Source organism: Pseudomonas alvandae, from assembly GCF_019141525.1.
GTDB classification, from domain to species: domain Bacteria; phylum Pseudomonadota; class Gammaproteobacteria; order Pseudomonadales; family Pseudomonadaceae; genus Aquipseudomonas; species Aquipseudomonas alvandae.
Map to the genome: position 1 here is coordinate 452,381 of NZ_CP077080.1, position 21,812 is coordinate 474,192.

A 21,812-nucleotide genomic window follows, 5' to 3' on the forward strand; every position below is an offset into this window, starting at 1 on the left:
CTCTCCGGGTACCACGTTCAGTAGACTTCCATGGACCCGACAGCCTCGATGGCCATAGCGGTCTGGACGTTCATGCTCACTAAGGGGAAATGTTTTGACGCTTTAATACGACAATATTTTGACTGTGTTTTTCGGCGTATTTTGTTTCTGCCAAACTATTGACCTTCTGCCGGCCATCCTAAACAATCGCTTCCGTAATGTCACATTGATATTTAAGCGGCGACCTGTTCTTTCGGTGCGTGTTCCAGCCCCTGTTTTGAACTTTCCGACATACGGTCATTCCGGTTGCCATCATCCGATGCAGCGCCACGTTTCGCTGTGATTCAAGACAAGAGTTTCGGGAATAAACCAACCATGCGTTCGCACCTGCTCAAGGCTTTACCTTTCGCCCTCGCCGCCAGTTTCGTACAAGCACAAACCTTGCCGCAGGCCATGCAACAGGCATTGGACGTCCACCCGGAAATCCAGGCCGGCGTGAACAGTCGCCTGGCGGCGGACTATCAGCTCAAGGCGGCCAAAGGCGGCTACCTGCCTAGAGTGGACCTTGCAGCCGGTTATGGCCGTGAAGGCACCGACAGTGTGACGACCCGTTCGGGCAGTAATAATCATTGGGAAACCTTGAACCGCAGCGAGTCGAGCCTGCGTCTGTCGCAAATGGTTTTTGACGGTTTTGCGACGTCCAGCGAAGTAGGGCGTCAACAAGCCAACGTGAATTCCCGTGCTTATTCCTTGCTGGACGCGTCCGAGCGCACCGGGCTGACCGTGGCCCAGGTTTACCTGGACGTGCTGACCCGTCGCGAGTTCGTGCGCCTGGCCGAGGAAAACCTCAAGAGCCACGAGCGCATTTACGACCAGATCAAGCTACGCACCTCCCGTGGCGTGGGCAGCGGTGCCGACCTGGACCAGGCCGAAGCGCGCATGGCCCAGGCCCGCAACAACCTGATCACTGAACAAACCAACCTGGCCGATGCCGAGACCAATTACCTCAGCGCCGTCGGCCAACTGCCCGACCAGTTGGATCGTCCCGCCGACTTTATGGCGCTGTTGCCGGCCAACCTGACCGAAGCCCGTGCCCAGATGCTGGAAAACAGCCCGGTGCTGCGTTCGGCCGAAGCCGACATCGCCGCTGCCGAGAAACAGTATGAAGCTGCCAAGTCGAGCTTCTACCCACGCTTCGACGCCGAGTTGGGCCGCACCGCCGACAACGACCTGGACGGCCAGAACGGCCACAACAACGAGTGGCAAGCCATGTTGCGCATGCGCTTCAACCTGTATGCCGGTGGCAGTAACAAGGCCGACCTGGAGTCCAAGTCCTACCTGTCGAACCAGGCGTTGGATATTCGCAACAACGCGCTGCGCCAGTTGAACGAAGAGCTTGGCCTGGCCTGGAACGCCCTGAACAACGCCAACGCCCAGGTGCCGGTTGCCCAGCAATATGTGGATCGCAGCAACAGCGTGCGCACCGCCTATCAGCGTCAGTTCAGCCTGGGTGAGCGCACCCTGCTCGATTTGCTCGACAGCGAAAACGAGCTGTTCAGCGCCTCCCGCCGCCTGGCGGAGATCAAGAATGTGCAGCTGTTCACCCAGTACCGCATCAAGGCGACCATGGGCCAGTTGCTGAAAAGCCAGGGTGTGGTCGCGCCGTTGGCATCGGTTGTGCAGAACGACGTGAAACCCAAGGTCCAGTTGCCTGGGATGAATTGAGTCCTCCAACCCGTTTCAATCAGTCAGAGTGCCGAGCGTGGAATCAGAAGTCAGTCCAGTCGAACTAGTCCATGACCCGCGCACGCTGCACGACGACCCGCTGTTGGATGGTTTGCTGGCGCTCTGCATGCTGCATCAGAAGCCTGCCAGCGCGGCGATGCTCACCACCGGCCTGCCGTTGCCCAAGCAACGGCTGAGCGTCGAATTATTGTCGCGTGCGGCGGCCCGTGCCGGTCTGCAAGGCCGGGTGCTGCAACGCAAGCTCGAGCAAATCCCCGCCATCGCCATGCCGGCGCTACTGCTGCTGAAAGAAGGCCGCAGCGCCGTCCTGCTGGGCTGGGCCGAGGACGGCCAGGCGCGTTTGCTGCTCAGCGAAAGCGACGGCGGTGAGGTCACCGTCAGCCGTGACCTGCTCGCCGATGACTACAGCGGCAAGGTGTTCTTCGCCCAGCCGCAGCATAAATTTGACGTTATTCACGGCACGCTCATTCCCCGGGCGCGTTCGTGGTTTCGTGACACCCTCAAGCGGTCCCGCTGGCTGTACGCCGACGCCATCGCCGCCAGCCTGCTGATCAATATCATCGCCATGGCCGCGCCGCTGTTCGTGATGAACGTCTACGACCGCGTGGTGCCGAACCAGGCCGAATCGACGCTATGGGTATTGGCGGTCGGCATCACCGGCGCCTATGTGTTCGACCTCATCCTGAAAATGCTGCGCAGCCTGTGCCTGGATCTGGCGGGCAAGAAAACCGACCTGATCATCTCGGCGACGCTGTTCGAGCGCATCGTCGGCATGGCGATGAAATATCGTCCGGCGCGGGTGGGCAGCTTCGCCCAGAACATCCATGAGTTTCAAAGCCTGCGGGACTTCCTGGCCTCGCTGACGCTCACCAGCCTGATCGACCTTCCGTTCACTCTGTTGATCTTCATGGTCATCGCGATCCTCGGCGGGCATCTGGTGTGGATTCCGGTGGTGGCGTTTCCGCTTGCGCTGTTGATCGGTTATGCGCTGCAGAAGCCGTTGGTAGCGACCATGGAGCGAACCATGGCCCTGGGCGCCGAGCGCCAGTCCAGCCTGATCGAGACCCTGGCCGGCCTGGATGCGGTGAAGGTCAACAACGCCGAGAGCGAGCGCCAGTACCAATGGGAACAGACCATCGGCACCCTCAGTCGCCTTGAGCTGCGGGTGAAGATGTTGTCCGGCCTGGCGATGAACATCACGTTGCTGATCCAGCAACTGGCCGGTGTGGTCATGATTGTCTTCGGCGTCTACCAGATCATCGCCGGCAATCTCAGCATGGGCGGGCTGGTTGCCTGCTACATGCTCAGCGGCCGCGCCCTCAGCCCGCTGGCATCGCTCTCGGGTTTGCTGACCCGCTATCAGCAGGCGCGGGTGACGATGACCTCCGTCGACCAGATGATGGAGTTGCCACAGGAGCGCAATTTCGAAGAGCGTCCGCTGAGCCGCAAGGTATTGCAGGGGGCGATTGAATGCCGCCAGCTGAACTTCACCTACCCGAACCAGCAGAACGCGGCGTTGAAAAACATCAACCTGGTGATCAAGCCTGGCGAGAAGATCGGCATCATCGGTCGCAGCGGCTCGGGCAAGAGTTCGCTGGCCAAATTGCTGGTGGGCCTTTACCAACCGGACGACGGCGCGTTGCTGGTGGACGGCGTGGACATCCGCCAGATCGATGTCAGCGAGTTGCGCTACAACATTGGCTACGTGCCCCAGGACATCCAGCTGCTGGCCGGCACCCTGCGCGACAACCTGACCTCCGGCGCCCGCTACGTCGAAGATGAACTGGTGCTCCAGGCTGCAGAACTCGCGGGCGTGCATGAATTTGCCCGCCTGCATCCGCAAGGTTACGAACTGCAAGTCGGCGAGCGCGGGCAGAACCTGTCCGGCGGCCAGCGGCAAAACGTCGCCCTGTCCCGCGCGCTGCTCCTCAACCCGCCCATCCTGCTGTTGGACGAACCCACCAGTGCCATGGACAACACCGGTGAAGAACGCTTGAAACAGCGCCTGGCCGCCGTGGTGGAAAACAAGACCGTGCTGCTGGTGACGCACCGGGCATCGTTGCTGTCGCTGGTGGATCGCCTGATCGTGATCGATCGGGGGCAGATCCTCGCCGATGGCCCGAAAGCCGCCGTCATGGAAGCGTTGAAGAAGGGGCAGATCAGTGTTGCTTAAATCGGATTCAAAAGGCGCTATCGGCCGCTACTTCAAAGGTTCCGAGTCGCTGCACGGCCAGCCGCTGCCCGAGGTCAACAAGGCGCTGATCGAAGACGCTCCCCGCGTGGTGCGCCTGACGATCTGGGGCATCATTGCCTTCTTCGTTTTCCTGGTGTTGTGGGCCAACTTTGCGGTGATCGACGAAGTCACCAAGGGCGACGGCAAGGCGATCCCATCGTCCAAGATCCAGAAAATCCAAAACCTTGAAGGCGGCATCGTCGCTGAGCTGTTCGTCAAGGAAGGGCAGATCGTCGAGGCCGGCGCGCCGTTGATTCGCCTGGACGACACCCGGTTTGCCTCCAACGTCGGCGAAACCGAGGCGGATCGCCTGTCGATGCTGTTGCGGGTCGAGCGCCTGAGTGCCGAAGTCGATGACCGGCCGTTGAAGTTTCCGCCCGATGTACTCAAGGCAGTACCGGGCCAGGCTGCCAGTGAGGAGTCGCTGTACATCAGCCGCCGCCAGCAATTGCACGATGAGATCGGCGGCTTGCAGGAGCAGTTGATCCAGCGTCAGCAGGAGCTGCGCGAGTTCATTTCCAAGCAGGCGCAATATCGCTCTGGCCTGGCACTGCAACGCCAGGAAATCAACATGTCCGAGCCGTTGGTGGCCCAAGGCGCGGTATCGCCGGTGGAAGTGCTGCGGCTCAAGCGCGCCGAAGTCGAGACCCGTGGGCAACTGGACGCCACGACACTGGCGATTCCCCGTGCCGAATCGGCGATCAAGGAAGTGCAGCGCAAGATCGACGAGACCCGCGGCAAATTCCGCAGTGAAGCGCTGACCCAACTCAACGAAGCGCGCACCGACCTGAACAAGGCCCAGGCCACCGGCAAGGCCCTGGAAGATCGCGTTAGCCGTACCCTGGTGACATCGCCGGTGCGCGGCATCGTCAACAAGATGCTGGTGAATACCATTGGCGGTGTGATCCAGCCGGGTAGTGACCTGATAGAAATCGTGCCGCTGGACGACACCATCCTGGTGGAAGCGAAAATCCGTCCCCAGGACATCGCTTTCCTGCACCCTGGCCAAGACGCCACGGTGAAATTCACGGCGTATGACTACACCATCTATGGCGGGATGAAAGCCAAGCTGGAACAGATTGGTGCCGACACCATCACCGATGAAGACAAGAAGACCACCTACTACATCATCAAGCTGCGCACCGAACGCAGCCACCTGGGCACGCCTGAAAAGCCCTTGCTGATCATCCCGGGGATGGTAGCGTCGGTGGACATTATCACCGGCAAGAAAACCATCCTGAGCTACCTGCTCAAACCGATCATCAAGGCCCGGTCCGAGGCGTTGCACGAGCGGTAAATAGATATTTGCGGCGCACGCGCTTTTGTGGCGAGGGGATTTATCCCCGCTGGGCTGCGCAGCAGCCCCAACCAGCCACTTCGGTGTGTCAGGCATATTTGCATTCAGCCATTCAGGGCTGCTGCGCACCCCAGCGGGGATAAATCCCCTCACCACAGGATCAATGGTGGTCCCATAGGTTCTGCCATATACATATGCATTTTTAATATTTAAATTAAGTTTCTTATACCTTTAAAGTCACCCCCCTGCGTACCTGCCGACCAATCGGCGCGCCGCACGACACAAACCAACACGGTGACCCCGTGAGTTTTGATCGAGTGCGCGCCCGTTCAAGCGCGCCGTGCGTGGGAGTGATGTATGCCAGCCGTCTCTTGTTTTTCAGATTCACCTATCGCGAACATTGCGCCGCAGTCGTTCGACATCCGCCCATTCCCCGATGCAGTAGGCGCCGAGATCGTTGGCCTGGACTTGTCCCGGCCCATCAACGACCAGGATTTCGCCCGCATCCACCGCGCCCACCTCGACTATCACGTGGTGGTGTTCCGCGACCAACACATCACCCCAGAACAACAGATCGCCTTCAGCCGCCGTTTTGGCGTGCTGCAGATCCATGTGCTCAAGCAATTCCTGCTGGCCGGGCACCCGGAAATCCTCATCGTTTCCAACATCATCGAAAACGGCCAGTCCATCGGCCTGGGCGATGCCGGCAAGTTCTGGCATTCGGACCTTTCCTATAAGGAATTGCCCAGCCTCGGCTCGATGCTTCATGCCCAGGAATTGCCGAGCGAAGGCGGCGACACGTTGTTCGCCGATATGCACAAGGCGCTGGATGGTTTGCCCGAAGCGCTGCGTAAGGCGATCGATGGCCGTTCGGCGGCGCACTCCTACACGGCGCGCTACAGCGAGACCAAATTCGAAGGTAACTGGCGCCCGACGTTGACACCGGAGCAATTGGCCCAGGTTGCCGAAGTCGTGCATCCGATCGTCCGCACGCATCCGGAAACCGGGCGCAAGGCATTGTTTGTCAGCGAAGGCTTTACCACCCGCATCGTCGGCCTGCCGGAGGATGAAAGCACCGCCATCCTGACGGAGCTGTATGCCCACAGCGTGCTGCCGCAGAACATCTATCGCCATCAATGGCAGCCCCACGACCTGGTGTTCTGGGACAACCGTTCGTTGATTCACTTGGCCGCCGGTTGCCCAAGCCATCTGCGCCGCAAGCTGTATCGCACCACCATCCAGGGCGACGCCCCTTTCTGATCGGCTGCGCAGCGCGCAAAGAGCCTGGAGAATCACCATGTCCAAACGCATTGCTTTTGCACCGTTGGCCGCGGCCATCGGCCTGGGGTTCAGCCTGCTCGCCGGCAGCCTGGTTGCGCCGGCCAGCGCTCACGCCGAGGGCGAGATTCGCATCGCCGAGCAGTTCGGCATCGTTTACCTGCTGCTCAATGTGGTGCGCGATCAACAACTGATCGAAAAGCACGGCAAGCAGGAAGGCATCGACATCAAGGTCGACTGGACTCAATTGTCCGGCGGTGCGGCGGTCAACGATGCGTTGTTGTCGGGTTCCATCGACATTGCTGGGGCCGGCGTCGGGCCGTTGTTGACTGTCTGGGATCGCACCCGTGGCAAGCAGAACGTCAAGGCGGTGGCGTCGCTGGGCAACTTTCCCTATTACCTGTTGAGCAACAACCCGAACGTCAAGACTATCGCCGACTTCACCGAGAAGGACCGCATCGCGGTGCCGGCGGTGGGTGTTTCGGTGCAGTCACGGATCCTGCAATACGCCGCCGCCAAGCAGTGGGGCGACAAGGATTTCAATCGCCTCGACAAGTACACCCTGGCCGTCCCGCACCCGGACGCCACGGCCGCGTTGATCGCCGGGGGCACCGAGTTGACCGGGCACTTTTCCAACCCGCCGTTCCAGGACCAGGCCCTGCAAAACCCCAACGTCCACGTCGTGCTCAATTCCTATGATGTGCTCGGGCCGAACTCGCCCACGGTGTTGTTCGCCACCGAGAAATTCCGTGATGAAAACCCGAAGACCTACAAGGCCTTTGTCGAGGCCCTGACCGAAGCCGCCGAGTTCGCCCAGAACGACAAGGGTGCGGCGGCGGACACCTATCTTCGGGTGACCAAGGCCAAGATTGACCGAGCAACCTTGCTGAAGACCATCGATAACCCGCAGATCGAATTCACCGTCACGCCGAAGAACACCTACCCGCTGGCGGAATTCCTCTACCGCGTCGGCGCCATCAAAAACAAGCCAGCGTCGTGGGAAGACTATTTCTTCCAGGACGCCAAACCGTTGCAGGGGAGCTGATTGTCATGAACGCGCCATTGCAAGGCCACGCGGCCAGCAACCCCACCTCCGCCAGCACGGCGTTGCTGTCAGTGGATAACGTCAGCCTGGAATACCGCACCCCGCAGCGTGTGGTGCGGGCCACCCATCAAGTCAGTTTCGAAGTCGACCCGGCGGACCGTTTTGTACTGCTCGGCCCGTCGGGTTGCGGCAAGTCCACGCTGCTCAAGGCCATCGGCGGTTTCATCGCGCCGTGCGAAGGCGAGATTCGCTTGCAAGGCCAAACCGTCAACGCGCCAGGCCCTGACCGGATCGTGGTGTTTCAGGAATTCGACCAGTTGCCGCCGTGGAAAACCGTGAAGCAGAACGTGATGTTCGCGCTGCTGGCGTCGGGCACGCTCAAGCGTCGCGAGGCCGAGGAGCGGGCGCTGCATTATCTCGACAAGGTCGGGCTGGCGGCGTTTGCCGATGCTTATCCCCACACCTTGTCCGGTGGCATGAAGGCCCGCGTCGCAATCGCCCGGGCGCTGGCGATGCAGCCGAAAATCCTGTTGATGGACGAGCCCTTCGCCGCCCTCGATGCGCTGACCCGACGCAAGATGCAGGAAGAATTGCTGCTGCTCTGGGAGGAGGTGCGTTTCACTCTGTTGTTCGTCACCCACTCCATCGAAGAAGCGCTGGTGGTGGGCAATCGCATCCTGCTGTTGTCACCCCATCCGGGGCGTGTCCGGGCGGAAATCCACAGCCATCAATACGACCTGCACAGCCTCGGCGGCGTGGGGTTCCAGCATACGGCGCGGCGGATTCATGGATTGCTGTTCAATGAAGGTCAGCCGCCTGAAACCGAGCGTGAGCTGGATTTCACCGACATCCGTATTGCGTATTAAGGGGGGCCGTTCATGAGCCAATTATCGCCTGCGCGCGAAGAATACGAAGTCGACCTGCAACCCCTGACCCACGTGCCGCTGGAGCGCGAATTGCCCCTGGGCCAGCGCCTCTGGCAGCAGGGTTGGCTGCGTAAAAGTCTGATCCTGATAGTGCTGGCGGTGCTGTGGGAGGGCGTGGCGCGCTACCAGAACAATGACCTGCTGTTGCCGGGCTTCCTGCAGACCGCCAACGCGTTGTACGACGGTTTGTTCAGCGGCGAGCTGTTGGGCAAGGTCTGGATTTCCCTGGTGGTGCTGCTCAAGGGTTATCTGCTGGGCATCATCCTGGCGTTTGGCCTGACCACCCTGGCGGTGTCGACGCAGTTGGGCCGCGACCTGCTCAGCACGTTGACGTCGATGTTCAACCCATTGCCGGCCATCGCCCTGTTGCCGTTGGCGCTGCTGTGGTTTGGCCTGGGGCAGAACAGCCTGATTTTCGTACTCGTGCACTCGGTGCTCTGGGCACTGGCGTTGAACATGTATGCGGGCTTTCTCGGCGTGTCGGAAACGCTGCGCATGGCCGGGCGCAACTACGGGCTCAAGGGCCTGCGCTTTGTGCTGTTCATCCTGATTCCGGCGGCGTTGCCGTCGATCCTCGCAGGGCTGAAGATCGGCTGGGCCTTCGCCTGGCGTACCCTCATTGCTGCCGAACTGGTGTTCGGCGCGACCAGTGGCAAGGGCGGCTTGGGTTGGTACATCTTCCAGAATCGTAATGAGTTGTACACCGACAAGGTGTTTGCCGGGTTAGCGGTGGTGATCCTGATCGGGCTGTTGGTGGAGAACCTGGTGTTCGACAGCCTGGAGCGGGTGACGGTGAAGCGGTGGGGGATGCAGCGTTGAGCCATTCCTGAAAACACTTGGAACCCGTGGCGAGGGAGCTTGCTCCCGCTCGACCCTGTAGGAGCTGGCGAAGCCTGCGATCTTTTGATCTTTGATCTTTGATCTTTGATCTTTCGCTTGAGATTCAAGTGTCTGGGGAAAGATCGCAGCCTCGTTGCACTCGGCAGCTCCTACGCAGCTCACGCAGCTCACGCAGCTCCACAGAAGCGCCTGTGGCCTGGCTGGGCGGTGCAATGCTTGTTAAACCCTCAACATAATTAGCCAAGTAAAGCCCCTCCCTTTTCCTTTAGACTTGCCGCCTCCAAGCAAGCCTTCAGGACACGGAATGCCAGTCCCTCCCAACCCCCTTCGCAAAGCCCTGGTCGTTTGGTTGTACGCGGCGGCCCTGATGCACCTGCTTGCCGGCCTCATGCTGACCTGGGCCGGTCATTCCGGCTTGCTCGATGACTATCTGAACACCATCGAACTCGCTTTCTGGGGCGCCGATTCAGTGCCCGCTACGGCCCGCGCGCAACAGGTCTGGTGGCTGGCGTTGTTCGGCGCCACGTTGCAAAGCTACGGGGTGTACATGCTCGCCCTCGTCCACATCGGCAATCGATTGAAGAGTGCCATGCCCTGGGGCTGGCTCATCGTCGGCATCCTGCTGTGGGCGCCCCAGGACATGTGGATTTCCGCCCAGGCGCGGGTCTGGTCGCACCTGTGGTTCGACAGCGTTGCCTTGCTCGTTTTATTGCCGCCGCTGTTATGGCTATATCGCCACGATCGTCAAACCTCCCTGCCTGACAACGCGCCGAGTGAATCCAACCATGGCTGATTTTTCACCGCTGGACTGGGCAATCGCCCTGCTGATCGCCCAGGCAATCCTCGGTGCGCTGGACACCTTGTATCACCACGAACTCACCGTCGCCTTGCCCTATCGCCACAGTGCGCGGCTAGAGCTGTCGATCCACGCCTTGCGCTCGTGCTTCTACGGGATCCTGTTCCTGGGCATTGCGCATCTGGCTTTCGAGGGGACGTGGGCGATAGTCATCGCGCTGCTGTTCGCCCTGGAGATTTGCCTGACGCTCTGGGACTTCGTGGTGGAGGACCGCAGCCGCAAGCTGCCGCCTATCGAACGCATCATGCACACGGTGCTGGCGGTCAACGGCGGGGCGTTCTTCGCGTTGTATGGCGTGCAATTGGCGCAGTGGGCGAGTTTGCCAACCGGGCTGAGCGCTATCGATCTCGGCTGGCGCGGTTGGCTGTTGACCTTGTTCGCCATCGGCGTCACGGCCTCGGGGATTCGCGACGGCTTGGCGGCCTTGCGCATGCAACGCGCGGGCAAGCCTGCCAATCCGTTTGCCGGTGGCGCCTACAAGCGCGTGCTGGTCACGGGCGGCACTGGATTCATCGGCGAAACATTGGTCAATCAACTGCTCGACGCCGGGCACACGGTCAGCGTGTTGGCTCGCGATCCGTTGAAAGCGGCGTATTTGTTTGACGGTCGCGCCCGTTGCCTGCGCTCGTTGGGCAAGCTCGGGCATGATGAAACCTTCGATGTGGTGATCAACCTGGCAGGCGCACCGGTGGCCGGCCCGCGCTGGAGTCCCAAGCGCCAGGCGCAGCTCATCGCCAGCCGGGTCAATACCACCGAAGCCTTGATGGCCTGGTTGAGAAACGCGCGGCACAAACCGGCGTTGTGGGTCCAGGCTTCGGCGATTGGTTTTTACGGCGTGCGTGACGCCGGTGAAAGCCTGGATGAAAGTGCCAGCCAGGGCGAGGGTTTCATGGCTGAGCTCTGCGCGCGCTGGGAAGCCTCCGCGCGGCCTGCCGTCGAGTTGGGCGTGCGCCAGGTGGTGCTGCGCCTGGGTGTGGTGTTCGGGCCGGGCGGTGCATTGCTGCCATTGCTGATTCCGTTTCGCCTGGGGTTCGGCGGGCGGATGGGCGACGGCAAGCAAATCATGAGTTGGGTACACCGCGACGATGTCATCCAGGTGATCGCCCGGGCCTTCGCTGATCAAAGCCTGAGCGGCACCTACAACCTGGTGGCGCCGGAAACGGTCAGCCAGGCGCTGTTCGCCGAAAGCGTCGGCAAGGTGCTCAAGCGCCCGGTGTGGTTCCATATTCCGGCCGCGCCAGTGCGTGCCTTGGCTGGCGAGATGGCCCAGCTGTTTTTCGATGGACAGCGCGTGGTGCCCGACCGTCTCGTCGAGGCCGGCTATGCGTTCCGTTACCCGACGCTCGACGCAGCCCTGCGCGACCTGGCCTGAGGAACATCCATGAGCAAGCCCCGGATGTACCTGCTGGCCGGCAACGGCAGCGCCGCCGATTGGTGGGATGACGCGTTGCCGCATTTTCAACGCTACGACGTGGTGCCGTTGGAACTGCCCGGCTTTGGCAATAACCCCCAGGCTCCCTGCGAAGACCTGGCGGCCTATGCCCAGGCGTTGCTGGCGGCGACGGTCCGGGGCAGCGCGATCATGGCGGTCGGCGTGAACGCCTTGCTGGTGCTGCACGCCTTGCAACGCCAGCCGGGGCACTTTTGCCGCAGCGTTTTGTTGGCGCCGGTGGGCGCGTTTTTGTGGCAGCGACGGTTGCCGGCGTTGATGTCGCCGTTGCCGATTCGCAAGACCATCCACTGGCTGCTGGCGAACAAGCCGACGTTGTTTGCCCATAAATTTTCCAGCCAAACCTGGACGCCGGCGCAATACCAGCGCATGGGCGCCGGCTATGCCCGCTGCCGGGCCTTTGTGCCGCATTGGGACCTGGTGCGCGCCGACACCGCGTTGCCGTTGCTGGAATGGATCAGCGACCCGGTCGAGCTGGTCTGGGGTGATCAAGACAAGGTGTTGGGCGTCGCCCAAGCGGCGGCCTGGTCGGCCATTCTGGCCCGTGCCGATTTGACGATCAGCTTGAAGGCCGGTTGGGGCCATTATCCGTGGATCGACTCGCCCGCTGAATTCGCCGCGTGGCTGGAGTCCGGCGAGCGTGGTTTTGTCGCGCATACCAAGGGTGGCCGCTTACGTCTCGCGGCGTTGGCTGGACAGCCGGTGCCAGCGGCATTGTCCCTCAACCATTGTGATGATCCGCGCTTGCCAGGCTTTCTGGACGGCCAGCCGGATGCTACCTGGGCCGTGCGTTCCTCCAGTTACGGCGAGGATCAGGCCGATGCGGCGAATGCTGGCTTGAGCACCACGTTCCTGCGCGAACCGACGTGCAACGTGCCGGCGCGCATTGCCGAGTTGAGCGCGGCGGGTGTCGAGGAAGTGGTGGTGCAGCGTTTCATCACGCCACGGTTGTCCGGGATCGCGTTCGTGCGTCACTTGTCTGTTGAATTGGAGTGGGTCGAGGGGCATCTGGAGTCGTTGGCCGATGGCCAAGTGAGCCCTGAGCGCGCAGTGATTTCCCGCCTGGGTGAAGCATGGAACAGCGGTACGTTCAAGCCTGCCCACGGCCTGACCGCTGACGCGCTGTGGCGCTTTCTGCAAGGCGTGCTGCGGGTCTTTCATTACGTGCCCGGTGATGTTGAATGGGCCTGGGACGGGACCCAGCTGTGGCTGTTGCAATACCGCCCGATCAGCGACTACGGCTGGCGCCGTCACCTGACTGCCGCCAACATTGCCGAGATCCTGCCGCCCCGACCCAGCGTCCTGGTGGAGTACGCGCAGCGCCGTGCGGCGGCGAGTATTCCGGCGATCATGGCGCGTTGGGATCGGCGGGTGCTGCAGGACAACGAGCCTTTTACGGCGGTGTTTGGCGGCGCTTCGTACATCAATAATGATTTGTTTCTCGCCCGGCTGGCTGACTGGGGCGTCAGCGCCAGCAGCTATGCCGGCGAGGTCGGCGGCGCGACACCGCACCTGCCCTGGCGGCCACTGCGCCTGCTGCGTTCGCTGCCGTTGTTCCTGCGCATGCAACGCATCGCCCGAGGGCATTTGCTGACGCTGGAAAACGGCCTCCGACGTTTTGATCGAGAGCTGCACGAGCTGACCGGACAAGGTGCCGACGGCCAACAGTTGGCCGATTGGTTCACCCGCTTCTACGTGTTCGTGGTGCAGGGCAACCTGTGCATCGCCAGCGCCTTGGCCAGCAGCGGCGGGGACTGGCTGGGACGACCGCCGACCGCCTATGACGATCTCGAACACAGCCCTCATCGGCTGCCGTGGGAAACCGACCCGGCCACACCGCGCCCGGCGCCGACCGAACTGCCGTTGCAGGCCTTTCCTCAATGGCCGGTGGCGATTCGCCTGGCCCACGGTGTAGGCCTGCCGGGGTTGCGCGGCTATTATTTGCAGGTGCGCGAATGGTATCGCGATAACCTGATGCGGATCTTTTTCCGCCTGCACCACGCCATGCCGGGCGCTGACCGGACGCATTGGTTCGCACCGCACCCGGACATCCGCAGCCGCGACGGCAGCTTCTGGCAGGACGGTCGTGAAGGCACCGAACAGGCGAGCGGATTCCTGATCTACCCGGGCCAGACCCGGGGCATTCTCGGCGAAGACATCCTGCTGGAAGACACCCTGGACCCTGGCCGCCACGCCCACTACCAAAACGCCCGCGCCGTGATTGCGCGCATGGGTGGACGCCTGTCCCATGGCTCGACGTTGCTGCGTGAACTGCGCAAGCCTTCGGCAGTGTTGCCTCAGGCGGATGTGGGGTGGTTGGGGCGTGAGGTGGTGTATTGCGATGGGGAGTTGAGGTTGGTGGAGTAGACAGCGCGATATTTGTTGATCACAGAACCCGTGGCGAGGGAGATATGTTCGGCTCAGGGATTGTTCTCAACCCTGGAACCAGATGAAGAGGCAGTGAGGTCAAAACGATCAGCGCTGATGTTACTCAACCTGTGGCGAGGGGATTTATCCCCGTTGGGTTGCACAGCAACCCCAAGCAATTTAAATGCGGTCTGCCTGAGATACCGAGGTGTCAGGATTTGGGACTGCTGCGCAGTCCAGCGGGGATGAATCCCCTCGCCACAGCGAATGTCCCCGGGCGTATTCTCTTTTCACTCAACTACTCCCCTTGACGCCCCCCACCGCTGTCGTAGACTCCGACCATCCGTCAGGGAGTAACGGTCATGCGACGTTTATGCAGTTGGGTTGTGGGATTGACCTTTATAACGTGCGGGGTGCAGGCGCAAACGCCAGCGTCCGACGATCCGTTGCTGGAGAGCAACGTTTCGGCCAGTGCGTCGGGCAACGAGGCGCGAGGGGTGCTGCGGGCGCGGGATCAGGCGGTGCTGGCCAGTGAGTTGGCCGGGCGGATTGTCGAGTTGCCGTTCAGTGAGGGCGAGTCGTTCAAGAAGGGCGACACCCTGGCGCGTTTCGACTGTTCGGCCTATCAGGCCCAGCTCAATGCGGCCCAGGCGGCCAGCCGTGGCGCCGGTGAAGAGCTGGCCCACAATCGGCAGCTCGCGGCGCTGAAATCCGTCGGACGTTTCGAGGTGTCGCGGGCCGAGGCCCGTCTCAGCGAGGCGCAGGCGCAATCCCAGGTTTATCAAGTGCAGGTCAAGCGCTGCAGCGTCATCGCACCGTTTGACGGGCAGGTGGTGGCGCGCAAGGTCCAGCGTTATGAAAGCGTCGCGGCCGGTGCGCCATTGTTGGACGTCGTGGACAATCGCACGCTGGAAATCCATCTGTTGGTTCCTTCGCGCTGGATGGGCAAGCTCAAGCCCGGCCAGTCGTTCAGCTTCGTTCCCGATGAAACCGGCAAGCCGTTGCAAGCGACGGTCAAGCGCCTGGGCGCACGCATCGACGAGGGCAGCCAGACGCTGCTGCTGGTGGCGAGCGTGCCGGATGCCAGCGGTCTGTTGTCTGGCATGAGCGGTACGGCGCGTTTCTCGGAGTCGAAGTGAACGCGCCAGTGACGGGCAGCGCCGAGCAGGTGTTCGCCCGTTTCCTCGATCTGGAACGCCAGACCAGGGCTGCGCGCACGCCCGAGCAGTTGAGCTACAGCCTGGTCAACGACGGCCAGGCGTTGTTCGGCTTTCGTCATGCCGCGTTGTTGATCGCTGGCAAGGTCCAGGCCGTGACCGGCGTCAGCGCCATCGAGCCGAACGCGCCGTTCGTGGCATTTGTCGAACAAGCCGTCGCGCAGTTGTTCAAGAAGGGATCGCTGGACAAGGCGCGGGTCATTGCCCCTGGCGAGGTGAGTGAGCCGGTCCAGGCGGATTGGCGAAGCCTGTCGGCCGGGCAAGTGTTCTGGCTGCCCTTGATCGATCATCAAGGCCAAGTGTTTGGCGGCTTGTGGCTGGCCCGTGACCTGCCATGGACACCGCCGGAGCAAGTGCTGCTGTCGCAACTCGGCGACACCTACAGCCATGCCTGGCTGGCGCTGCAACCGCGCAAGCCGTGGCGCCTGCGTTGGACGCGCAAGCGCCAGGTCGCCCTGGTGGCGGTGTTGCTGCTGGGGTTGCTGATCCCAGTGCGCCAATCCGTGTTGGCCCCGGCCGAAGTGGTGCCACTGGGCGGGCAGGTGGTAGCGGCACCGTTGGATGGCGTGATTGCCGAATTCCTGGTCAAGCCCAACCAGGCGGTGAAGAACGGCGACCTGTTGCTGCGTTTCGAAAGCACCACCCTCAAGGCCCAGGCCGATGTCGCCGAGCGGGCATTGGGTGTGGCCGAGGCGGAACTCAAGGCCAACTCCCAGCGCTCGTTTGCCGATGCTGAATCCAGCTCGAAGATCGACCTGCTGGCGGCTCGCGTCGAACAGAAACGTGCCGAGCGCAACTACGCCATCGAGCTGCTCAAGCGCAGCGAAGTCCGCGCCGAACGTGACGGCATCGCGGTATTCGCCGATGCCGAGCGCTGGCTCGGCAAACCCGTGCAGACCGGCGAACGCCTGATGGAAATCGCCGATCCGAACCAGGCCGAGCTGCGCATCGAGCTGGCGGTGGGCGACGCGATTGCGTTGGAGCCAGGCGCGCAAGTGGCATTGTTTCTCGACAGCGATCCGTTGCAGCGACACCTGGCCCGGCTTGAGCGTTCGGCCTACGAAGCGCAGCCCACCGCCGCCGGGCAGTTGGCCTATCGATTGGACGCACGTTTCGAAGCCACGGCGCCGCGCATCGGCTTGCGCGGCACGGCGAAAATCTTCGGTGATCGCGCGCCGTTGGCGTTGTATCTGTTGCGGCGGCCGCTTGCGGGTCTGCGCCAGAGCGTAGGCCTGTAGCGTGGACCTGCCGAGCCTGCGGTCGGACCTGCAATTGTCGCCCGCCGCCCCCGACCCGGATGGCTCGCCGCAATGGACCCTGGCCGATCCGGTACGCGGACGCTATTTCAAGCTGGGCGCGGCGGCGATGCGCATGTTGCGGCACTGGTCCCTGGGCGATCCGGAGCAGGTACTGCGAGCGGCGAATTGCGAGCCGGGCCTGCCACTCAATGGCGAATCGCTGGAGCAATTGCTGGGTTTTTTGCGCGGCCATGACCTGATCAGCGCGATGGACCCGCAGCAACGCGACAGCTATCAATACAAGACCGCTTCCCAGCGTCAGAGCCTGTGGCAAATCCTGCTGCATCAATACCTGTTTTTCCGCATACCGCTATGGCGTCCGGATGCGTTCCTCAATCGTGCCTGGCCATTTCTGGGACGGTTCGGCCCCGGCGTCCTGCGCTATGGGATACCGCTGACCCTGGGCCTGGGCATTTTCCTGGTGTCCAGGGACTGGCAGCGGTTCCTGGCGACGTTTCCCCACCTGTTCAGCCTCGGCGGTGCGCTGGCGTTCGGGGTGGCCTTGTTCTTTGCCAAGCTGTGTCACGAATTCGGCCATGCGTTCATGGCCAAGCGTGCCGGCTGCCGCGTGCAAAGCATGGGCGTGGCGTTCATGGTGCTGCTGCCGATGTTCTATACCGATGTTAGCGACGCCTGGCGGGTCAATGATCGTCGGGCCCGGTTGCTGATTGGTGCGGGCGGCGTGCTGGCGGAGTTGCTCTTGGCCTGCATCGCATTGCTGGCCTGGTCACTGTTGCCCGACGGCCCGGCGCGCACGGCAGCGTTCATGTTGGCCAGCGCCACGTGGATCACCACGCTGATCATCAACCTGAACCCTTTCATGCGCTTCGACGGCTACTTCCTGCTCAGCGATTTGTGGGCTGTGGACAATCTCCAGGGCCGTGCGTTTGCCCTGTGTCGCTGGCGCTTGCGCGAAGCCTTGTTCGGTTATGGCGCTGCTGCCCCGGAACCCTGGTCACCGAAAATGCGCCGGCGCTTGCTGGTGTGGGGCTATGGTTCCTGGCTGTGGCGTGCGGCGTTGTTCTTCGGTATTGCCCTGGCGGTCTATCACCTGTTCTTCAAGGTGCTGGGCATCTTCTTGATGTTGGTGGAATTGATCTGGTTCATTTTTATGCCCATCGTGAATGAAGGACGGCAATGGTGGAGCCGCCGCGAGCAGGCCCATGGCCCGCGCGTGTTGCTGACCTGTCTGGTGCTGCTGGTCGTTCTACTTGCCTTGCTGTTGCCGTGGCGCAGTGCCGTGGAAGTGCCGGCGATGCTTGAGGCCGGTCGCGCCAGCGCCTTGCATGCGCCAGTGGCGGCGCGGGTCAAGCAGGTGAATGTCCGTGACGGCCAGGTCGTGGCCCAGGGCGACGTATTGATCGAGTTGGAATCGCCGGACATGGCGTCGCGCCTGGCGATCGTCCGTCGGGAAATCGAGATCCAGCAACTGCAGATGCGCCGTCAGGCCGGCCGCAGTGAAACCGCCGCCGATGCCGGCATTGTCGAACAGCAACTGGCCGAAGCCGTGGCCGACTATCGAGGGCTGGTTGCCCAGCGTGAACGCCTGCTGTTGCGTGCGCCCCACGCCGGACAGGTGCGCGATCTGCTGGCGGACCTGACCGTGGGGCGCTGGTTATCGCCCACGCAGCCGCTGGCGCGGGTGGTGCAAGCCGACTCCCGCTTGCGCGGCTACCTCACCGAAGCCGAACTCTGGCGGGTCGCGCTTGGTGCCACCGGACGGTTTATTGCGGACGATCCGATGCACGCCTCGATTGCCATCCAACTGAACGAAATCGACACCAACGGCGTGGCCTGGGTCGAGCAACAGGCGTTGACCTCTGACCACCACGGGCCGATCGCGGTGCGCCGCGATTCGCAGCAACGGGCCGAGCCGGTGCAGGCGCAATACGGTGTGCGGCTCAGTGCGGTGGACGACACATCCGCCCCCGTACAGCCGCTGCGTGGCGTGGCGGTGCTGCAGGGCAAGGGCGAGTCGGTATTGGGCGCGGCCTGGCGTCGGTTGGCGGCGTTGGGCGTCAGGGAAAGCGGGTTCTAAATCCAGGGAGCGAGCATGGACTCAGTGGCGGCAGAAGGATTGGTGGTACGTCCATCGCGGGTCAGCGATGGTCCGTTCCTGCAGGGCCTGTATCAGGCGGCGCGGCCGGACTTGCAATGGATCGACGGCGATCCCGAGCAGGTGCAGCAAGTGATCGCCCAGCAGTTCGAGATCCAGGAGCAGGGCCTGGGGGACAACTTCCCCAACGCCATGCATTACGTCGTGGAAAAGCTCGGCACCGCCATCGGCGCCTTGAGCACCGATTTCGGCCCTAACGAAATCCGTGTCCTCTACTTGGCTTTCGTCCCCCAGGCCCGTGGGCAAGGGTATGGCCGGGCAGTGTTGCAAGGCGTACAGAAAGCCGCACAACAGATCCGCTGCCCGGTGGCGACGGTGGTCTGGGCCAGCAACCCCCACGCCCGCCGACACTACCTGGCGCTGGGCTTCGAAGTGCAAGAGCGCAACCCCGCGGCGGAGCGGTTGGTCTGGTATCCGAAAGGCAACTGACCCGATCTTGCGGACGCTAAAGAACCCCTGTGGGAGCGGGCTTGCTCGCGAAGGCGGTGTACCCATGACACCCGCGCCGCTGAACCCCGCTTTCCGAGCCAACCCGCGATGGAGCCCTCCGAAGCGTAGGAAGAATCGGTTTTTTGCCTAGGACGTTTCCTAATCATTCCAAATCCACACCTCTCGGGATTGCGGCTTGCCCGTGATGCAACGTCTTATTCATGGCTCTGAAATTCGTTCGGCTTGGCAGGGGTCAAGCGGACAACTTCCCGTGAGTAGGAGCCTTAAAAATGCATGCATCCTTGCAACTCGCCTATACCAACGAAGCATCCGCTGAATATCTCCGTCGTCTGGACGACTCACCTTTTACTGATCATCAACTTGCCGGTTTCGACGAGCATGCGCTGGCGAGCGTTAACCAACAACAGGCGTACGCCCAGGCTCATCCACCGATCGCCATTTACCGAGTCGCCACCGAAGGCAGCCAGACCCGCGACGGTGGGGTAATCCAGCAAGGTACGGCACCGCTGGAATTGCCTTTGGCGGACGGACGCCAGGCCCGCGCAGCGTGCAAGGGTGACCAGGTTGTGTATGCCGATGGGAGCACTGCACGGATCGTCACTGGCGCAGGCGAGGGCAACAGCCATGTTGCGCTGGTAGGTAGCGTTCTGAGCAATGGTGATGAAATCATCAATACGCCACAAGGCGCACTGTTGCTCATTGCCCGTGAAGGCGTGCCGATGGCGGATGACTTCCTGCCCGCGATTGAACAGGTGCGGGGAACCGGCCTGCGGTCAGATGAGATGAAGGATGCCATCCAATGAACCGGGGTTATTACATTGGACTGGGAGACGAAACCACCTGTGGTGGGAAGGTTCTGGACGGGGATGCGAGCTTCAGTCTGGACGGCCTCCTTCATGCCCGTGAAGGCGACCGGGTAACGTGCGGCAAAGATGGCAAGACGTATCGGATCATCGGCGGTATAACCCACATGATCAGCGGTGGCAGGCTCATGGCCGGTACGCTGGACAGCCAAAGTGGCTGCCCCTGCAACGCGCGACTGCTCCCCTCCGTATTCACGGCCAGCTACAGGAACGAAAACCCTCCCCCGCGAGCCAGCCGCGCCGCTCAACCGGCTCCACAGCCCGCGACCTATGCCTCGGCTGCACCGCGTCATTCGAGCTTCGCCCCCTCAAGCCAGCTGCCGCTTGGAGCATCCACCCGCCTTGAACCCCAGGAACCGGGCTTCTATGTCGTCCCTGAAAGCGTGAGCCGTGAAGCGCTGGAAGCCACGCTGTTCCCCGCGCCCGACCCGCAGGTGATGCGCAAATTCCGAGCGTTGAACCCTCACCGCGATGTGGTCAAAGCCGGTTCGATGATCGTGTTGAGCGACCCGAACAACCTGCAATGCACTCGCGAAGAAGCGCAGGTGATGGCGGCGGCGGAAACAGTCAATGCCGCACTCGAAGACCTGACGGCCGAACAAGCTGACTTCATGCACCGCCACGCGTCCGAGATCGCCAGCTTCACCGGCCAGACCTCGACCTGGCTGGGCGTGAGCGCCGTGGTGATGGAAAAACACCTGGCGAGCCTGCGCGACACCCTGCAAGCCATGGAGCGCTTGCACCAGGACAGCTATCGCCAGCATGGGCATCTCAAATCAGCGCAATTCTTTACCGAACGCAAACTCCTGCTCGCCCAGTTGGACGCTCACTTGCTGAATTCCACCCGCCTGCGCGGCCATACGACGCTGGGAGACCATCCCAAGTTGAAAACCGCCCTTGGCATTTCGAGCCGCAGCCTGGTTCATCATTGGAACAAGGCTGGCGCGCCGGGGCAGATACCGGGGTATGCCACGCATGTGGAGGCGACCAGTCGTGCTGCGAAATATATGCAGATGGGTGGGTATGTTGGTATTGGGATTGGTGGGGTGTCTTCTGTGCTGGCGGTTCAGGCTGTGTGCGATGCAGGAGGTGGGGAGGCTTGTGAGCGGGTACGTTTTACTGAAGGGGGTAAATTCGGCCTGTCGGCGGCTGGTGGTTGGGCAGGTGGAGAGATAGGCAAGTTAGCAAGCGGTCCAGTTTGTTTGGCGCTTGGCGTTTCAACGGGAATCGGAGGTGTTATCTGTGTCGCAGCCTTGATAGGTACTGGCGCCTGGGTGGGGACAACTTACGGTGGTGAAATTGGCGAATATATGGGGGGAAAAATCTACGAGGTTACACAACCATGAGCAGTATCGACGCGTGGCCTCCCTGGGTTGCGATCATTGCTACTGGAGGGTGGGGACTGCTTGGAGTTGTGAGTATTGCATACAGTTTGTACCTGAAATGTCGTTATCTGGATGCCATGATGAATGCCTTAAAAAACAGCCGATACATATATCTTTGGGGCCCCGCATGGCGAGGTCGAGGCTGGTTTGGAGGCTGTGTATTGATCATTTCAATTGCCGGCATGGTGGTGTGGCCAAGGGCATATATCCGTATGGGGGACGTGAGCCCTGCCGATATCGAAAATTTCCCGCCTTACTTGAAACGTCTTTTGATGATCAAGGTGACGATGACGATCATCTCATTTACCGGAATGATAGTTGCAGCCCTGCTAGTCAAGTTCAGATAACTCGATGAAAGTACAGAAGGCCGTGCTACACATTTGCTGTTCGGTGGGCCCGTGGCGAGGGAGCTTGCTCCCGCTCGGCTGCGAAGCAGTCGCGAAACCAGACAAAACGGTCCGTCTGA

At 61.8% G+C, this 21,812-nt stretch carries 17 protein-coding genes; all 17 read left to right on the forward strand.

The window, feature by feature from the left end; translation table 11 throughout:
* Positions 1–354: 354 nt before the first annotated feature.
* Positions 355–1,704 carry a TolC family outer membrane protein gene (locus KSS97_RS01980; protein ID WP_030138006.1) on the forward strand — a complete coding sequence of 450 codons (1,350 nt, stop codon included), beginning with the start codon at positions 355–357 and terminating at the stop codon, positions 1,702–1,704.
* Between the two features lie 37 nt (positions 1,705–1,741).
* Positions 1,742–3,898 carry a type I secretion system permease/ATPase gene (locus KSS97_RS01985; protein ID WP_217860915.1) on the forward strand — a complete coding sequence of 719 codons (2,157 nt, stop codon included), beginning with the start codon at positions 1,742–1,744 and terminating at the stop codon, positions 3,896–3,898.
* Complete coding sequence (locus tag KSS97_RS01990; protein ID WP_198797002.1) at positions 3,888–5,255, forward strand: HlyD family type I secretion periplasmic adaptor subunit; 1,368 nt, start codon at positions 3,888–3,890, stop codon at positions 5,253–5,255. The genes KSS97_RS01985 and KSS97_RS01990 overlap by 11 nt, the downstream gene beginning before the upstream one ends.
* A gap of 357 nt (positions 5,256–5,612) precedes the next feature.
* On the forward strand, positions 5,613–6,515 hold the full coding sequence (locus KSS97_RS01995; protein ID WP_217860917.1) for a TauD/TfdA dioxygenase family protein: 903 nt from the start codon (positions 5,613–5,615) through the stop codon (positions 6,513–6,515).
* 37 nt (positions 6,516–6,552) lie between these two features.
* Entirely contained in the window at positions 6,553–7,578 is a 1,026-nt protein-coding gene (locus KSS97_RS02000; protein WP_217860919.1) for an ABC transporter substrate-binding protein, read from the forward strand.
* Positions 7,579–7,583: 5 nt separating this feature from the next.
* Positions 7,584–8,444 (forward strand): ABC transporter ATP-binding protein, encoded by an 861-nt coding sequence (locus KSS97_RS02005; protein ID WP_030138001.1) that lies wholly within the window; start codon positions 7,584–7,586, stop codon positions 8,442–8,444.
* Between the two features lie 12 nt (positions 8,445–8,456).
* The gene (locus KSS97_RS02010; RefSeq protein ID WP_030138000.1) at positions 8,457–9,323 is read left to right on the forward strand and encodes an ABC transporter permease; all 867 of its coding nucleotides are present in this window, start codon (positions 8,457–8,459) and stop codon (positions 9,321–9,323) included.
* A 325-nt stretch (positions 9,324–9,648) separates the two neighbouring features.
* The gene (locus KSS97_RS02015; protein WP_217860921.1) at positions 9,649–10,137 is read left to right on the forward strand and encodes a cell division protein; all 489 of its coding nucleotides are present in this window, start codon (positions 9,649–9,651) and stop codon (positions 10,135–10,137) included.
* Positions 10,130–11,572: a TIGR01777 family oxidoreductase gene (locus tag KSS97_RS02020; protein ID WP_217860923.1), complete on the forward strand. Its 1,443-nt coding sequence runs from the start codon at positions 10,130–10,132 to the stop codon at positions 11,570–11,572. The genes KSS97_RS02015 and KSS97_RS02020 overlap by 8 nt, the downstream gene beginning before the upstream one ends.
* Positions 11,573–11,581: 9 nt before the next feature.
* Positions 11,582–14,017: a PEP-utilizing enzyme gene (locus KSS97_RS02025; RefSeq protein WP_217860925.1), complete on the forward strand. Its 2,436-nt coding sequence runs from the start codon at positions 11,582–11,584 to the stop codon at positions 14,015–14,017.
* Positions 14,018–14,379: 362 nt separating this feature from the next.
* Positions 14,380–15,156 (forward strand): efflux RND transporter periplasmic adaptor subunit, encoded by a 777-nt coding sequence (locus KSS97_RS02030; protein WP_217860927.1) that lies wholly within the window; start codon positions 14,380–14,382, stop codon positions 15,154–15,156.
* The gene (locus KSS97_RS02035) at positions 15,153–16,472 is read left to right on the forward strand and encodes an efflux RND transporter periplasmic adaptor subunit (RefSeq protein ID WP_217860929.1); all 1,320 of its coding nucleotides are present in this window, start codon (positions 15,153–15,155) and stop codon (positions 16,470–16,472) included. The genes KSS97_RS02030 and KSS97_RS02035 overlap by 4 nt, the downstream gene beginning before the upstream one ends.
* Before the next feature lies 1 nt (position 16,473).
* Positions 16,474–18,570: a site-2 protease family protein gene (locus KSS97_RS02040; protein WP_217860931.1), complete on the forward strand. Its 2,097-nt coding sequence runs from the start codon at positions 16,474–16,476 to the stop codon at positions 18,568–18,570.
* A gap of 15 nt (positions 18,571–18,585) precedes the next feature.
* Positions 18,586–19,077 (forward strand): GNAT family N-acetyltransferase, encoded by a 492-nt coding sequence (locus KSS97_RS02045; protein WP_030137993.1) that lies wholly within the window; start codon positions 18,586–18,588, stop codon positions 19,075–19,077.
* Positions 19,078–19,367: 290 nt separating this feature from the next.
* On the forward strand, positions 19,368–19,901 hold the full coding sequence (locus KSS97_RS02050; protein ID WP_217860933.1) for a hypothetical protein: 534 nt from the start codon (positions 19,368–19,370) through the stop codon (positions 19,899–19,901).
* Complete coding sequence (locus tag KSS97_RS02055; RefSeq protein WP_217860935.1) at positions 19,898–21,307, forward strand: PAAR domain-containing protein; 1,410 nt, start codon at positions 19,898–19,900, stop codon at positions 21,305–21,307. The genes KSS97_RS02050 and KSS97_RS02055 overlap by 4 nt, the downstream gene beginning before the upstream one ends.
* Positions 21,304–21,693: a hypothetical protein gene (locus KSS97_RS02060; protein ID WP_217860936.1), complete on the forward strand. Its 390-nt coding sequence runs from the start codon at positions 21,304–21,306 to the stop codon at positions 21,691–21,693. The genes KSS97_RS02055 and KSS97_RS02060 overlap by 4 nt, the downstream gene beginning before the upstream one ends.
* The last annotated feature ends 119 nt before the right edge of the window (positions 21,694–21,812 follow it).

What these genes read in the sequence shown, in the direction of transcription:
- KSS97_RS01980 (WP_030138006.1), top strand. Translation starts at nt 355, where the DNA reads ATGCGTTCGCACCTGCTCAAGGCTTTACCTTTCGCCCTCGCCGCCAGT.
- KSS97_RS01995 (WP_217860917.1), top strand. Translation starts at nt 5,613, where the DNA reads ATGCCAGCCGTCTCTTGTTTTTCAGATTCACCTATCGCGAACATTGCG.
- KSS97_RS02000 (WP_217860919.1), top strand. Translation starts at nt 6,553, where the DNA reads ATGTCCAAACGCATTGCTTTTGCACCGTTGGCCGCGGCCATCGGCCTG.
- KSS97_RS02005 (WP_030138001.1), top strand. Translation starts at nt 7,584, where the DNA reads ATGAACGCGCCATTGCAAGGCCACGCGGCCAGCAACCCCACCTCCGCC.
- KSS97_RS02010 (WP_030138000.1), top strand. Translation starts at nt 8,457, where the DNA reads ATGAGCCAATTATCGCCTGCGCGCGAAGAATACGAAGTCGACCTGCAA.
- KSS97_RS02015 (WP_217860921.1), top strand. Translation starts at nt 9,649, where the DNA reads ATGCCAGTCCCTCCCAACCCCCTTCGCAAAGCCCTGGTCGTTTGGTTG.
- KSS97_RS02020 (WP_217860923.1), top strand. Translation starts at nt 10,130, where the DNA reads ATGGCTGATTTTTCACCGCTGGACTGGGCAATCGCCCTGCTGATCGCC.
- KSS97_RS02025 (WP_217860925.1), top strand. Translation starts at nt 11,582, where the DNA reads ATGAGCAAGCCCCGGATGTACCTGCTGGCCGGCAACGGCAGCGCCGCC.
- KSS97_RS02030 (WP_217860927.1), top strand. Translation starts at nt 14,380, where the DNA reads ATGCGACGTTTATGCAGTTGGGTTGTGGGATTGACCTTTATAACGTGC.
- KSS97_RS02045 (WP_030137993.1), top strand. Translation starts at nt 18,586, where the DNA reads ATGGACTCAGTGGCGGCAGAAGGATTGGTGGTACGTCCATCGCGGGTC.
- KSS97_RS02050 (WP_217860933.1), top strand. Translation starts at nt 19,368, where the DNA reads ATGCATGCATCCTTGCAACTCGCCTATACCAACGAAGCATCCGCTGAA.
- KSS97_RS02055 (WP_217860935.1), top strand. Translation starts at nt 19,898, where the DNA reads ATGAACCGGGGTTATTACATTGGACTGGGAGACGAAACCACCTGTGGT.
- KSS97_RS02060 (WP_217860936.1), top strand. Translation starts at nt 21,304, where the DNA reads ATGAGCAGTATCGACGCGTGGCCTCCCTGGGTTGCGATCATTGCTACT.